This window comes from Burkholderia sp. BCC1988 (genome assembly GCF_905339895.1).
GTDB lineage: Bacteria > Pseudomonadota > Gammaproteobacteria > Burkholderiales > Burkholderiaceae > Burkholderia.
Map to the genome: position 1 here is coordinate 56,548 of NZ_CAJPHA010000032.1, position 13,830 is coordinate 70,377.

At 62.3% G+C, this 13,830-nt stretch carries 12 protein-coding genes and 1 pseudogene; 7 read left to right on the forward strand and 6 right to left on the reverse strand.

Annotated elements, in window-relative coordinates; all coding sequences use genetic code 11:
* The first annotated feature begins 1 nt into the window (after window position 1).
* The 4 genes from U4012_RS32530 to U4012_RS32545 all read left to right on the forward strand — a co-directional run bounded on the left by U4012_RS32530 (window position 2) and on the right by U4012_RS32545 (window position 4,079).
* A complete protein-coding gene (locus U4012_RS32530; protein WP_321803722.1) occupies window positions 2–1,375 on the forward strand; it encodes a 3-carboxy-cis,cis-muconate cycloisomerase in 1,374 nt (457 codons plus the stop codon).
* A complete protein-coding gene (gene pcaD, locus U4012_RS32535) occupies window positions 1,375–2,160 on the forward strand; it encodes a 3-oxoadipate enol-lactonase (RefSeq protein WP_321803724.1) in 786 nt (261 codons plus the stop codon). The genes U4012_RS32530 and pcaD overlap by 1 nt, the downstream gene beginning before the upstream one ends.
* 10 nt (window positions 2,161–2,170) lie before the next feature.
* Window positions 2,171–2,557: a 4-carboxymuconolactone decarboxylase gene (pcaC, locus tag U4012_RS32540; protein WP_044846455.1), complete on the forward strand. Its 387-nt coding sequence runs from the start codon at window positions 2,171–2,173 to the stop codon at window positions 2,555–2,557.
* Between the two features lie 163 nt (window positions 2,558–2,720).
* Window positions 2,721–4,079: an MFS transporter gene (locus U4012_RS32545; protein WP_124668112.1), complete on the forward strand. Its 1,359-nt coding sequence runs from the start codon at window positions 2,721–2,723 to the stop codon at window positions 4,077–4,079.
* Between the two features lie 134 nt (window positions 4,080–4,213).
* Here U4012_RS32545 and U4012_RS32550 read toward each other — a convergent pair whose 3' ends face one another.
* From U4012_RS32550 to U4012_RS32575, 6 genes are all read right to left on the reverse strand, one after another.
* On the reverse strand, window positions 4,214–4,462 hold the full coding sequence (locus U4012_RS32550) for a hypothetical protein (RefSeq protein WP_124524124.1): 249 nt from the start codon (window positions 4,460–4,462) through the stop codon (window positions 4,214–4,216).
* Window positions 4,463–4,570: 108 nt separating this feature from the next.
* Window positions 4,571–5,188 carry a LysE family translocator gene (locus U4012_RS32555; RefSeq protein ID WP_044847535.1) on the reverse strand — a complete coding sequence of 206 codons (618 nt, stop codon included), beginning with the start codon at window positions 5,186–5,188 and terminating at the stop codon, window positions 4,571–4,573.
* A gap of 606 nt (window positions 5,189–5,794) precedes the next feature.
* Window positions 5,795–6,913 (reverse strand): tyramine oxidase subunit B, encoded by a 1,119-nt coding sequence (locus tag U4012_RS32560; RefSeq protein ID WP_321803728.1) that lies wholly within the window; start codon window positions 6,911–6,913, stop codon window positions 5,795–5,797.
* A 61-nt stretch (window positions 6,914–6,974) separates the two neighbouring features.
* Entirely contained in the window at window positions 6,975–8,249 is a 1,275-nt protein-coding gene (eno, locus tag U4012_RS32565; protein ID WP_321803730.1) for a phosphopyruvate hydratase, read from the reverse strand.
* Window position 8,250: 1 nt separating this feature from the next.
* Entirely contained in the window at window positions 8,251–9,660 is a 1,410-nt protein-coding gene (locus U4012_RS32570; protein ID WP_321803732.1) for a glycerate kinase, read from the reverse strand.
* A gap of 257 nt (window positions 9,661–9,917) precedes the next feature.
* Window positions 9,918–11,321, reverse strand: coding sequence for a PLP-dependent aminotransferase family protein (locus tag U4012_RS32575; protein WP_321803734.1), 1,404 nt, complete (start codon window positions 11,319–11,321; stop codon window positions 9,918–9,920).
* 161 nt (window positions 11,322–11,482) lie between these two features.
* On the opposite strand from U4012_RS32575, the pseudogene U4012_RS36045 reads away from it, so the two are divergent.
* From U4012_RS36045 to U4012_RS32595, 3 genes and pseudogenes are all read left to right on the forward strand, one after another.
* A pseudogene (locus tag U4012_RS36045) lies at window positions 11,483–12,210 on the forward strand (class II aldolase/adducin family protein).
* Window positions 12,211–12,307: 97 nt separating this feature from the next.
* The gene (locus U4012_RS32590; RefSeq protein WP_321803739.1) at window positions 12,308–13,444 is read left to right on the forward strand and encodes a branched-chain amino acid ABC transporter substrate-binding protein; all 1,137 of its coding nucleotides are present in this window, start codon (window positions 12,308–12,310) and stop codon (window positions 13,442–13,444) included.
* 74 nt (window positions 13,445–13,518) lie between these two features.
* The coding region (locus tag U4012_RS32595) for a branched-chain amino acid ABC transporter permease (protein ID WP_415750424.1) at window positions 13,519–13,830 on the forward strand (312 nt) is incomplete at its 3' end.

The following is a 13,830-nucleotide window of genomic DNA, read 5'->3' on the forward strand; positions in this document are numbered from 1 at the left end:
CATGCTCGAAGACAGCGCCCGCCTGACCTCCCTCATTTGCGGCACCGAGCCGCTCAACCGGATCTGGTCGCCCCGCGCGACGATCCAGCGGATGCTCGACGTCGAGGCCGCGCTCGCGCGCGCGCTCGCCGCGCAGCAGGTGATTCCCGCCACCGCGGTCGCGCCGATCGAACGCGCGTGCGACGCCGGCCGGCTCGACGCCGACGCGCTCGCGCACGGCGCGGCGCTCGGCGGCAATCTCGCGATCCCGCTCGTCAAGCAGCTCACCGCGCAAGTGAAGGCCGACGACCCGGAGGCCGCGAAGTTCGTGCACTGGGGCGCGACGAGCCAGGACATCATCGATACCGCGACCGTGCTGCAGCTGCGCGACACGCTCGACGTGCTCGAGCCGCTGCTCGACGAAGCGTGCGCGTCGCTCGCGACACTCGCGCGCACGCATCGTGCGACGCCGATGATCGGCCGCACGTGGCTGCAGCAGGCGCTGCCGATCACGCTCGGCCTCAAATTCGCGCAATGGCTCGACGCGCTGCTGCGCCATCGCGCGCGCTTCGCCGAATTGCGTGCGCGCGCACTGGTGCTGCAGTTCGGCGGCGCGGCCGGCACGCTGGCGAGCCTGCGCGAGCACGCGGCCGGCGTGAGCGCCGCGCTCGCGGCCGACCTGCGGCTCGCGCTGCCGGCCGTGCCGTGGCATACGCAGCGCGACCGCATCGCGGAAGCCGCGTCCTGCTTCGGGATGCTGACCGGCACGCTCGGCAAGATCGCGCGCGACGTGTCGCTGCAAATGCAGACCGAAGTCGGCGAGCTCGGCGAACCGGCGGCCGCCGGCAAGGGCGGCTCGTCGACGATGCCGCACAAGCGCAACCCGGTCGGTTGCGCGGCCGTGCTGACCGCCGCGGTGCGCGCGCCGAACCTCGTCGCGACCGTGTTCGCGGGGATGGTCCAGGAGCATGAGCGCGCGCTCGGCGGCTGGCAGGCCGAATGGGATGCGCTGCCCGACCTCGCGCGTCTGACCGGCGGCGCGCTCGCGCAGATCGCGCAGATCGTCGCGGGCCTCGACGTGAACACCGAACGCCTTGCCGCGAACCTCGAGCTGACGCACGGGCTGATCCTCGGCGAAGCCGTGATGCTCGCACTGGGCGACCGGATCGGCCGGCTCGATGCGCATCATGTCGTCGAGCATGCGTCGAAGGAAGCCGTGCGCACCGGCGCGACGCTGTTCGACGTGCTCGCCGCCGATGCGACCGTATCGGCTCACCTGTCGCGCGACGCGCTCGCGCGGCTGCTCGATCCCGCACATTACGTCGGCGAGGCGCAGGCCTGCGTCGACGCCGTGCTCGCGCTGCACGCGGGCACGACACAACCAGGAGAACACTGATGCCTTTCGCCACTGTCAACGGCGTGAAACTGCACTACCGGATCGACCGTGCCGCGCGCGACGACGCGCCGTGGCTCGTCTTCTCGAACTCGCTCGGCGCCGACCTGCAGATGTGGGCGCCGCAGATCCGCCCGCTCACGCAGCACTTCAACATCCTGCGCTACGACACGCGCGGCCACGGCCATTCCGAAGCGCCGGCCGGCTCGTACACGGTCGACCAGCTCGCGGGCGACGTGATCGGCCTGCTCGACCACGTCGGCATCGAGCGCGCGCACTTCTGCGGGATCTCGATGGGCGGCCTGACCGGCGCCGCGCTCGCCGCGCGTTTCCCGTCGCGCATCGTGCGCGCCGTGCTGTCGAACACCGCCGCGAAGATCGGCTCGCCGGAAGTGTGGGTGCCGCGTGCGCAGAAGGCGCGTGCCGAAGGGATGGCCGCGCTGGCCGACGCCGTGCTGCCGCGCTGGTTCACCGACGCATTCGTCGAACGTGAGCCGCGCCTGTTCGACGCGATCCGCGACACCTTTGTGCATACCGACAAGGACGGTTACGCCGCGAACTGCGACGCGCTGAACGCGGCCGACCTGCGCGAGGAAGTGAAGGGCATCGCGCTGCCGGTGCTCGTCGTGACCGGTGCGAAGGACATGTCGACGCCGCCCGACCAGGGCCGTGCGCTGGCTGCTGCAATTCCGGGCGCGCGTCACGTCGAATTCGACGCCGCGCACATTTCGAACATCGAGTGCACCGACGGCTTCAACCGCGCGCTGCTCGACTTCCTGACCGCGTGAGGCACCGACGATGGACGACCAGCAACGTTATGAAGCAGGGATGAAGGTGCGTCGCGCGGTGCTCGGCGACGCGCACGTCGACCGTTCGATCGAGAACCGCACCGAAGTGACCGACGAATTCCAGAACCTGATCACGCGCTATGCGTGGGGCGAGATCTGGACGCGAGACGGCCTGCCGCGCCATACGCGCAGCCTGCTGACCATCGCGATGATGGTCGCGCTGAACCGCGGCGAGGAACTCGCGCTGCACCTGCGCGCCGCGCGCAACAACGGCGTGACGCGCGACGAGATCAAGGAAGTGCTGCTGCAGACCGCGATCTACTGCGGCGTGCCGGCCGCGAATTCCGCGTTCCATCTCGCGGACAAGATCTTCAAGGAACAGGATGCGGCCGCCTAGGTGCGGCTGAATCACACGGCCGGCGCGCGCCGGCCGTGACCCGATCGCGACGCCTGCCGCTGCCGGCCGGTGTCGACGATGCATGACGCGCCGGCGACGAATCGGCGCGCGAACCAGGAAAGGCGCGGCCATCAGGCCGCGTTGCTTACATAGGAGACACGCGATGAATCGCGCACCCGTGGTCGATGTCCAGACCTTCATCAACGAGCAGCCGTTCGGCGGCTTCCAGTGGCTCGTGTTCCTGATGTGTTTCGTGATCGTGCTGCTCGACGGCTTCGATACGGCCGCGATCGGCTTCATCGCACCTTCGCTGCTGGGCGAATGGAACCTCACCAAACCCGATCTCGCACCCGTGCTGAGCGCCGCGCTGTTCGGCCTCGCGTGCGGCGCGCTCGTGTCGGGCCCGCTGTCCGACCGCCTCGGGCGCCGCTCGCTGCTGCTCGGATCGGTGTTCCTGTTCGGCGTCGCGTGCTTCGTGTCCGCGTTCTCGAACACCATCGGACACCTGACGATCCTGCGTTTCATTACTGGCGTCGGGTTGGGCGCCGCGATGCCGAACGCGGTCACGATGATGGGCGAGTTCTGCCCGGACAAGCGCCGCGCGACCGTGATCAACCTGATGTTCTGCGGCTTCCCCCTCGGCGCCGCGTTCGGCGGTTTTCTCGCCGCGTGGATGATCCCGCATTTCGGCTGGCGCAGCGTGCTGATGCTCGGCGGCGTGACGCCGCTGCTGCTCGGCGTGCTGTTGCTGCTGAAGATGCCGGAATCGGTGCGCTTCATGGTCGCGCAAGGTCAGGGCGTCGAGCGGATCCGCGCGACGCTCGCACGGATCTCGCGCGACGCGCTGAACGCCGGCTCGTTCGCGATGACCGAAGCCGCGCCGCAGACGGGCGGCAAGGGGATCGGCGTCGTGGTGTCGCGCTCGTACATCGTCGGCTCGGTGATGCTGTGGATCGCGTATTTCATGGGCCTCGTGATCTTCTACGCGTCGATCAACTGGATGCCGATCCTGCTGAAGGATGCCGGTCTGACGCCGAAGAGCGCGACGCTGATCTCCGCGCTGTTCCCGCTCGGCGGCGTCGGCGCGGTGTTGTGCGGCGTGCTGATGGACCGTTTCAACGCGAACCGCGTGATTGCCGTGTGTTACGCGCTGACCGCGATCAGCGTGTATGCGATCGGGCAAGCGGCAGGCAATGTGGGGATGCTCGTGCTGGTCGTGTTCATCGCCGGCGTGCTGATGAACACCGCGCAATCGTCGATGCCGGCGCTTGCCGCCGCGTTCTATCCGACCGAAGGGCGCGGTACGGGCGTGGCATGGATGCTGGGTGTCGGCCGCTTCGGCGGGATCGCCGGGTCGTTCCTCGTCGCCGAACTGACGCGCCGGCACTTCTCGTTCGCGGGCGTGTTCGCGACGATCGCGGTCGCGGGCTTGCTCGCGTGCCTCGCGTTGCTGATCAAGCAGGCGGCGCGGCCGCACGGCGTCGCGCAGCCGTCCGGCAAGATCGAGTCGCTCGGGCATTGAGCGGATTCGGGGCCGGGGCGATGCGCCGGCCCCGCGTGTGATCGGGATGCTGCGGTGAGGCGCAAGACGGCTCACACGCACAACGACAGACCGAGCTGCTTCGGCGGCCCGTCGCTATTCCGGCCGCCGCGCCACTACTCCTCCGCGTCGTGTTCCTTGACGAAGTTGCGCAGATACGCGCGCAGCGCGGCCTCCTGGCTGCGATGATCGGCAAGGTTCGCGGCGCCCAGCGCTTCCTCGTCGCCGAACAGCGTGGGCGGCGCGCAGTACGTACCCACCTCGATGTTCTCGCGCAGCACGCGAATCTCGTGCGTGAGCGGGTGGTACTCGGCGACCCAGTGCATGCCCTCGATGTGCTCGCCGGTCTTCAGCATTGGCTTCATCGGCCACCTCCATGCAGATGCGGCGCAACCGCCGAAGCGATTGCGCGCGCCCGTACCAAAAGGGTACGCCTGCACGGCGTGAAGCTCAACGGCTGTGCTCGTGAGCGCTTACTGCGGCAGCAGATGCGCGACGAGCGGATACAGCGACAGGATCAGCAGCACGGCCATCGTCACGTTGAAGATGCGCAGTGCGCGGCGGTTCGACAGGAAGCGGCGCAGGCCCTGGCCGAACGCGGCCCACAGGCTGATGCACGGAAAGCCGATCAGGATGAACACGACGGCCATCCACGCGGCGTTCATCCCGTAGTCGGCGGACAGGCGGATCGTCGTCGCGGCGGTCAGCACCATCATCCACGCCTTCGGATTGACCCACTGGAACGCGGCGGCTTCGAGGAACGTCATCGGCCGCGGCTTGGCGCCTTGCGCCTTCACTTCGCCGGACGTGCCGATGCGCCAGGCGAGATACAGCAGGTACGCGACGCTCGCGACTTCGAGGATCGTGTACAGGACCGGCACGCGGCGGAATGCTTCGCCGAGACCGAAGCCGACGCACAGCATCAGGATCGCGACGCCGATGCTGATGCCGAACAGGTGCGGCATCGTGCGGCGGAAACCGAAATTGACGCCGGACGCGAGCAGCATCGTGTTGTTCGGGCCGGGCGTGATCGACGTGACGAGCGCGAACAGCATGCCGGCGGGCAATGCGCTGAGGGTGAGGAAGTCCATCGCGGATTCTCCATTCGTGTTCGGGACTGGGATGGAGTCAGTGTAGCGACGGTTTTCTGTACAGTACCGGTACAGTTTGCCTGGTGGTTGCCGGTACGGGGGAGGGGGATGGTGGTGCGCGGGTATTTGTTTGTTGTCTCTCAGAAAAGATGTCCGCAGTCTCAATAAGTTGTCTTTGAATAAAAATTCATATCAATGTGGAATTTTCGTCGTATTCGCGAATTCACGCTGGTCCTGAGGTTTTTATTCTGAAATTCAATGAAGTGCGCAAACTTATCATTGCGTCGAAGTGGAAAAAGTGCGTCGCGAGCGATGTAAATGACGAGGGGTGGCTAACACCTGAATGCTCAAAATCAACCTCTCACAGCTTGTCATTCAACACGGTTACTCAGATCAACGTGACCAATCGAGGCGGTCCGCTGCACGCAGCTTTGCCAAGAGTACTTGGTGCAAGCGGTCCCAAACCTCGACGCTCACCAGCATTCGCCCGGCATGAGCCTTCGGCCTATGGCCGAAGGCTCAGGAAAGCCCCGACACTGGCGCTCGGCACTTTCCAGGGGGATCCAGGCGGCTCAATTGCCGGGAGTGCGATTCACGGCGACCCGATCAGAGAGCCGGCTTTTCCCACAAATTGAGGGGCGTGCCGATCTTCCTTTCCCGCGCGTTGTTATAGAGCTCCGTCCCCCAGCTGATGTCGAAAACCGCCATCCCGCATGCTATGAAGATGACACGCTCCTTCGTGCTCTCCCGGCCCGGCTTGTCGCCATTCACGACATGACCGAGGCTGGTCGAGTCAGGCAGGGCGGGCAGCTTGCCTGCATCGATCAGACGGAAGAACGGGCCGCCAATGACGCTGCTGTAGTAGCTTTCCTTATTGCCCGATGCGATTGCGTCCTCGACATAGGCTTCCTGCAGCGGGGTATGGTCGTATACGATCCTGGCGCCGGTCAGGAACGACTCGTCGGTATTGAACGGGCCCGAGACGAGAATGGTCGCGCCCTCCTTGATCCATTCGTCCTTGAAATAAAGCGGCTTAAGACGCGACGCTGCCACGGTGATGACATCTGCATCGCGGAAGCCTTGCTCGGCCTCATCGGTACCGACGGCGGTAATCCCGTACGTTTGCTGAACCCAACCGGCGAACTCGTTCGCCTTGTCGAGGAAGACGTCGAAACAGACGACGTGCTGGATCGAGCCGAGCTGGGTCATGATCGCGGTGAAGCACGCCTTGTTGATCGGGCCGCAACCGATAACAGACATACTTCTCGCATCTTGGTTGGCCAGATACTTTGCCGCCACTCCCGGCACGGCTCCGGTTCGGGCCGCGCTCAACAAGTTCGCCGACATCAGCGCCAGCGGCGCGCCCGTGTCCTTGTCATTGAGCATCATGGTCAAGATCGAGCGCGGCAGGCCTTTCTCGGCATTGGCGTGATTCGATCCGTACCATTTGTTGCCGCACACGTCGAAGCGACCGCCCAGATAACCGGGCATTGCAGCAAAGCGGCGGTCCGGACCGGCAACCGGCATGTTCGGGAACTTCGTCTCTTTCGGGAAGACGATGTTCATTCCGTGGTTATTGTGATTGGCGCCACCCATCAGATAGTCGCCTCTGCCGAGGAGTCCGAATGTCTCCTCGCATACGGACACGCAGCGCGCGGCATCCAGCACGCCAGCTGCGATCATGTCCGGCTCGGAAAGGTACAGAAAGTCGATTTTGGGATACATGGTGCAGACCTCGTCGAAAAAGGAAGATGTTGGGTGTCAAGCGTCGATCCCGACTCAGTGGTCAGAATCGGAGAAGTGGTGAAATGTCGTAGAGGCGGCAACCCGGGCTTCGCGCATTTGCCCGCAACAGAAAGTTGAGCTTTTCGATCCGCTCGCCGGAACGGGGGGCGCCATTCTTCTGGAGCGGAACTTCGAGGCCGACCGAAAAATCCATCACGACGTCATCCACGACACCACCGGAGCGGCCCGAGGGCACCGCGATCATTCCGTGTTGCAGCGCAAATCGATAGGCGTCCATCGCCTCCGTGATCGTTCCGACCTGGTTCGGCTTCAACACGAACCCGTCCACGGCACGAGTCTCGAAAGCCCGCTCAAGTAACGGGAGACTGGTGACCGTGAGATCGTCGCCCAGAATGATCGATCGTCGAATTTCTCGAACCGCCGTGCTGTAACCTTCCCAGTCGTTTTCATCGAGCAAATCCTCGATGAACACCAAATTGAATTTCTCGGTCAGGAAGCGGGCATAGGCAATGAGTTCGGAGGTGGACACCCGTTTGCCTTTCAGCAGATACGTGCGGGTTTCCTTGTCGTACATCTCGCTTGACGCGCAATCGAGCGCAAACGCGATCCGGCCTGTATAGCCACAGGCATCGATGGCCTTTTGCATCAGCGTCAACACGACTTCCGGGTCATCCGAAGGGGCGGCGTAGCCATAGGAACTGGCGACTTGAGGTTTGTGGCCCAGATATTCGGTCAGTACATGGCCAAGCTTCTGAAACACGGCCACCGCCATTTCGATGGCGAAGTCGACACTGTCAGTGCCGTACGGCACGATCAGGAACTCGTTGAACGGCTGGGTGAGCCCATCGTATCGTCCGCCGTTGATCACGTTGAAGCATGGGACCGGCACGGTCCTGATGTCGCGGCCGGCGATGTGAGCGTACAGCGGAATCGATCGGGCATTCGCCGCCGTACGGAATGCCGCGATGGATACCGAGTAAATCGTGTTTCCGCCGAGGCGGGACTTATTGGGTGTGCCATCGAGCGCGATCATTTTTTCGTCGATCGCTCGCTGATCAAACACGTTCATGCCGATCAGCGCCGGACCAATTACATTGACCGCGTTGTCGACGGCGTTATGAACACTGAGCCCGTCGTAGGTCGCTGGATCGCCGTCCCTCAGGACGAACGATTCGTGCGTCCCGACGGAAGTGCCGGTGGGTGCCGCACCTCGACCAACCGCACCGCTTTGGGTGCGCACCTCGACTTCGACTGCGGGCCGGCACTTGCAATCGATGATCTGAAGTGCCCGGACGGATGTGATCTTGTCTTCCATGTCACTTGCTCCCGTTCGGTTCAGGAACATAAAGGATGTTCAAGTCACACAGGTTGGTACCGGTGTTGCCGGTGAAAACGGCGGAGTCGATCGACTCGAGTGCTTCGAAGCAGCTGTGCTCGCGCAGTGCCTGATAGAGGTTGACTCCCTTTACGGCAGCCGCGGTGAAGCTGGTCGAGTCCGTCATGCCTCCCGCCGCCGTCGCCGTGCCGTCCGTGCCTTCGCTGTCGATCGACAGCAGGCAGGCACCCGTGGTTTTGGCCGCCGCGATAGCGAAACTTGCGGCCATTTCCTGGCCAGGCCCGCCGTGCCCCTTGATCACGCTGTTATCGTCGATAAGCGTCGTCACCTCACCGGAGCTGAGAAGCACGCAAGGGGGCTTGATCGGGTTGCCGTACGTCTGGATTTCGCGCGCCATCGACGCGAAGAAGGTGCCGGCGTCGCGACTTTCTCCTTCAAGGAACGACGTCACGATCATTGCGGGGATACCCATCTCCTCGCAGACTGCCTTGGCGTAAATGCAGGAGTCGGGCAGCGTGTTGAGCAGGAAGTAGGTATTGTCCGGAAAGGCCTTCGGGGTCTCCGCGTCGGGGCCTGCGTTCATCAGATAGTCGACAACGCTCTTGGGCAGGCGATCGGCCACGTTGCGATTGATGATCGTGGCGCGAGCGTCGTCCAGGGTCGTCATGTCGGGACCGATCGGCGTGCTTTTGTAGGCTGCGTAGGGCACTGAAATGTCGCCCGTGGCAGGCGATCCGACCGCGTCGCTGATGCCGAAGCCGATCAGTTCGGCACCCGTGCGCTGGATGCGCTGCGCCAACATCCCGCCGTTCAAGGCCGAGATGTGCCGGCGCACGGCATTGATCTCGTAAATGCCTGCACCGGATTTCAGCAGCACGTCCGTGGTATCGATCTCGTCCTGCAGGCTGATGCCTTCGATCGGACAGGACATGAGCGCCGAACTTCCGCCGCTGATCACCGCGATGAACAAGTCGTCTGGTCCGGCCTGATCGACGAGTTCGATGATTTGCTTCGATGCCCGATGGCCTTCTTCGTTCGGGAGGGGATGGCCGCCGACGAACACCTCGGTCTTGTTGAAACGGTCCGATTCTTCCCGGATTTTCACGATGGCGATACCGTGCGTCAGGCGATCACCCAACACATGGTCGACTGCCATTGCCATGTGGTTGCAAGCCTTGCCGGCGCCGACCAGATAGACGTTTCGCTTGCGCGAAAGATCCCACGAGCGCGTTCCGATATGCAGTACGCTACCTTCCATGCGCATGATGCTGCGAATTCGCTGGTAGCTGTCGAGCCTGTCGAGTGTCCGGTCCGCGATCTCGAGTACGATCTGCCGTGACGAAACGACGCCATTCGAGAGGAGTGCTTCGTAATTTCGTATCTTTTTCATGCTGAAAATTGATCGGAGTTACCGCCGCATCGAAATCATGAACGACGTGTTGTCCGTCAATTTATGCAATCGAGCTGAACAGATACATGCACACTGCGGTGGATCGCTAGATAACTGTAGAGGCCTTGTTGCCTGCACAGTTGGATCCGCGCACGGCGTGGACGCTAGCTCATGCGCGTACCGACTCGAGCGGGTTCGAGAGATCACCGGTTCGTTGCGCGACGCCGATTCCCTGGCGGCTTGGTGACGAGACCGGGTCAGTGTGCAATGGCATGCGCCAGAAACGCATAAAGACGATCGAAGTTGCAGTGCGCAACATTGAATCGCAGCCAACTACTGGTTGGATTGGTGGCGTAGAAAAGATTGCCTGGCGCCAGAAGAATCTTGTGGTCGACAGCACGTACAGCGAGTTCGGCCGAATCGCAATTGATTCCCGCGGGCCGTGCCCATACGAACATTCCGGATCGAGGTTCGCAGAACACTTCAAAACCGATCGATTCAAGCCGGCGACAGGTCCGTTCCTGCGCGGTAGCGAGACGATCGCGCAATTGCTCGGCCTGCTTCCTGAAGTGTCCTTCGGACAGCACTGCATGTGCCAGTTGCTCCGTGATCGTCGGCGTCGACATTCCGGACACCAGCTTCTGGTAAAGCAAACCCTCGAGAAGCGCGGGCTCCGCGGCCACGAATCCCACGCGCAGGCCGGCACCGATGGTCTTTGAAAAGCTGCCGACATAGACCACTCGTTTCAATTGATCCATGGACGCGAGCGCGACTGAATTTCCGGACACCAGACCGGCAGAGACGTCGTCCTCGACGATGATGCAGGCGTAGCGCTCGGCAAGCTTCAGGACCTTGAATGCCGATGCCGAGCTGTAGCTCGCACCGGTCGGATTATGCAACCGCGTATTGGTGAAGAACACTTTGGGGCGATGAGTCTCGAACGCCTGCTCCATCGAAACGACGTCCGGACCGGTGGGTGTCATCGGAATCCCGACTGCCTTGATCCTGCGCAATCGCAATGCAACGAGCAGATCGCTGTAGCAGGGCTCGTCTACCAGCACGGTATCGCCCTCGCGCGTAAGGTGACGAATGGCGAGATCCAGCGCCTGGTTTGCGCCCAGCGTAGTGACGATGCCCGTGGAACTTGCCTCGATCTCGTGTTCCGCAAGTTGCCGCACGATTTGCTCACGCAACGGCTCATACCCCTTTGCGTGCCCGTACCCCAATAGCGATCGCGGCTGCGCCGCTACCTGTCTTAGCGCCCGCCCAAGGCCGTCCGCGTCGAACCATGCCTCTGGAATCCATCCCGAGCCCGCGTGAATCGTGCCTTCCGTTCCCTCCAGAACGTTACGCAGCGACCATCCGTTCGTGAATTCCTCGTTGAGTTTCTCGATGGTCGGAGGTATCTCGCTACGACTTCGATCCGCGACATAAAAGCCGGATCCACGCCGTGCCATCAAGACGCCTTGCGCCACCAGGCGATCGTATGCTTCGACGACCGTAAATGTCGACACGCCATGTGCCTCGGCGAATACGCGGATGCTCGGAACCTTGGCCCCGGACCGCCAGGTTCTTTCGTTCACCGTTGCCGTCAGCCCGGCCACGATCTGTTGAACCAGGGACGATTCCCCCTGGGGATCGAGCGTCAGTATCGGTTTCATCGCCGCACCTATCACATCAAAAATACCGGCCCATATAACCGTACAGGCGACGAACCCAATACAGTTAGTCACCCTCATTTTAAAGTGTACATGTATCCGTGCAGGTTTGATTCACTACATTGAAGGGGAATCGCATACGCATACTTGCACTGGACGACCCCATGGCACACGCCACCGATTTTTTTCCTGGATCGAAGACCGATGAGCTCGCGAATGCTCGCGACGATCTGGCCGCGGCATTTCGCATCGCCGCGCGCCTCGGCTTCCACGAGGGCACATGCAACCATTTCAGTCTCTTGCTCCCGGGCAGTCGGGAAACGTATCTGATCAATCCGTTCGGACTCAGCTTCGAAGAGATCCGACCGGCTGATTTGCTGCTCGTCGATTCCGCCGGCTCGGTAATCGACGGAGTCGGACGAGTCGAGAAAACCGCGCTCAACATCCATTCCCGAGTTCATCGCGCCTCGCCTGATGCCGCATGCGTACTTCATACGCACATGCCTTATATCAGAACAGTCTTCGCTTTTTCGATCGCATTGCCTACGACCGTGATCATTCGGAATACGGAGGACTTGCACTCAGCGAACAGGAAGGAGACCGGATTGCCGCCGCGTTGTCTTCCAAGCGTGTCCTGATGCTCGAGCACCACGGCGTGATAGTCACGGGCCCTTCGATTGCCGCGGCACTCGACGATCTCTACTACCTCGAACGAGCCGCCCAGATCCAAATCCTCGCGATGTCGAGCAGGCGTCCGCTTAAGCGCGTGAGCGACGAACTGGCTCGTCGGACTTCTCGTGAATTCGACCGTGATCGAGATGAATATGCACGACTTCATTTTCGCTCGCTCAAGCGGCTTCTGGAATCTGCACAACCGCACTGGCGGGACTGACTATCCCACGTCAAGCGCAATCGGCCATCCCGTGCCCGCGCTCCTGACGCTGCAACCATGTCGACTACCCAATTTGCCCACGCCACGGAGGTTTCACATGAAGTACTGTCACAAACTCACTATCGCCACCCTGTTGCTCGGGGGAATCAGCCCCGCATTGATTTCTGCCGCGCATGCGGATCAGACTGTCAGGATCGGTGTCGCGGGCCCGTTGACGGGCGGCCAATCGAATTTCGGCAAGGATGATGAGCGAGGCGTGCGGCTGGCGATTGAAGAGCTGAATCGCAAGCCGATCGTCGTCGACGGTCAATCCATCAAGTTCGAAATGCTGTCCGAGGACGACGCCGCGGATCCCAAAACGGGCGTCGCTGTCGCTCAGAAGCTCGTCGATTCGGGCGTGAAGGCGGTCATCGGCCACTACAACTCCGGCGTGACCATTCCCGCGTCCCGCATCTACAACAATGCGCGTGTTCCGATGATTACCGGCGCCGCTTCAAATCCGGCGATCACGCAGCAGAGCTTCCCGTATGTCTTCCGGCTTGCGGCCAATGACAACGTGATGGGCGCACGCATGGCCGAATATGCGGCGAAGGTATTGCATGCAAAACGCGTGGCGGTGATCGACGATCGCACGGCATACGGATCAGGCGTAGCTGACGTGTTTGCCGCGACGGCGAAGAAGAACGGTATCGACGTCGTCGCCAGGGAATATTCCAACGACAAGGCAACGGACTTCAACGCGATTCTGACGCACATCAAGGCTCAGCGCCCGGACGCGATCTTCTACGGCGGGTACTACGCGCAGGCAGCCGCCATCGGGCGACAGTCCAAGCAGTTGGGTCTTGCGGTTCCGGTGCTAGGCGGGGACGGGATCTGCTCGGTCGATATGCCGAAGCTGGCTGCCGGAACGCTGAATGGGCGGGGGTATTGCGCCGAAGGCGGCGCACCGCTCGCGACGTTGCCCGGTGGTCCGGAATTCGCGGCGCGGTATGAAAAGCAATTCGGTGTGAAGAACGATGTTTACTCGCCGGCATTCTATTCGGCCACGATGGTGGTCGCGCAGGCGATGAAGGCGGCGAATTCGACGGACCCCGAAAAGTTCGTTCCGATGCTCAAGCAAATCCAGTTCTCGACGCTGGTCGGAAAGGTCGCGTTCGACAAGAACGGTGAATGGATTGATGCGCCGGTGACCGTGTACAAAGTGTCGGGCGATAACCTCAGTCCGACGCAGTGATACTTCGAGCGAGAACGACGAGTAATCGGCGTTCTCGCATGCCGATCCAATAGTAATCAACTCTTGGGAGTGACATGGACATTTTTGTCCAACAAATTCTGAACGGGCTGGTGCTCGGCAGTGTGTACGCCATCATCGCGTTGGGTTACACGATGGTGTACGGCATTCTCGGCATCATCAACTTCGCGCACGGTGACGTGCTGATGGTCGGCGCGATGGTCGCCCTGTCGGCCATCACCGTGCTGCAGAACCACTTTCCCGGACTCGGCAACGTCGCGACGCTGACGATCGGCCTTGGCATCGCCGCCGTCGTCTGCGCGTGCGTGGGCTACACGATCGAGCGGGTCGCGTACCGGCCGCTGCGCCGCGCACCGCGTCTCGCGCCC

What these genes read in the sequence shown, in the direction of transcription:
- U4012_RS32560 (WP_321803728.1), bottom strand. Translation starts at nt 6,913, where the DNA reads ATGTATCCCAAAATCGACTTTCTGTACCTTTCCGAGCCGGACATGATC.
- U4012_RS32550 (WP_124524124.1), bottom strand. Translation starts at nt 4,462, where the DNA reads ATGAAGCCAATGCTGAAGACCGGCGAGCACATCGAGGGCATGCACTGG.
- U4012_RS32555 (WP_044847535.1), bottom strand. Translation starts at nt 5,188, where the DNA reads ATGGACTTCCTCACCCTCAGCGCATTGCCCGCCGGCATGCTGTTCGCG.
- U4012_RS32545 (WP_124668112.1), top strand. Translation starts at nt 2,721, where the DNA reads ATGAATCGCGCACCCGTGGTCGATGTCCAGACCTTCATCAACGAGCAG.
- U4012_RS32575 (WP_321803734.1), bottom strand. Translation starts at nt 11,321, where the DNA reads ATGAAACCGATACTGACGCTCGATCCCCAGGGGGAATCGTCCCTGGTT.
- U4012_RS32530 (WP_321803722.1), top strand. Translation starts at nt 2, where the DNA reads ATGCTCGAAGACAGCGCCCGCCTGACCTCCCTCATTTGCGGCACCGAG.
- U4012_RS32590 (WP_321803739.1), top strand. Translation starts at nt 12,308, where the DNA reads ATGAAGTACTGTCACAAACTCACTATCGCCACCCTGTTGCTCGGGGGA.
- pcaC (WP_044846455.1), top strand. Translation starts at nt 2,171, where the DNA reads ATGGACGACCAGCAACGTTATGAAGCAGGGATGAAGGTGCGTCGCGCG.
- eno (WP_321803730.1), bottom strand. Translation starts at nt 8,249, where the DNA reads ATGGAAGACAAGATCACATCCGTCCGGGCACTTCAGATCATCGATTGC.
- U4012_RS32570 (WP_321803732.1), bottom strand. Translation starts at nt 9,660, where the DNA reads ATGAAAAAGATACGAAATTACGAAGCACTCCTCTCGAATGGCGTCGTT.
- pcaD (WP_321803724.1), top strand. Translation starts at nt 1,375, where the DNA reads ATGCCTTTCGCCACTGTCAACGGCGTGAAACTGCACTACCGGATCGAC.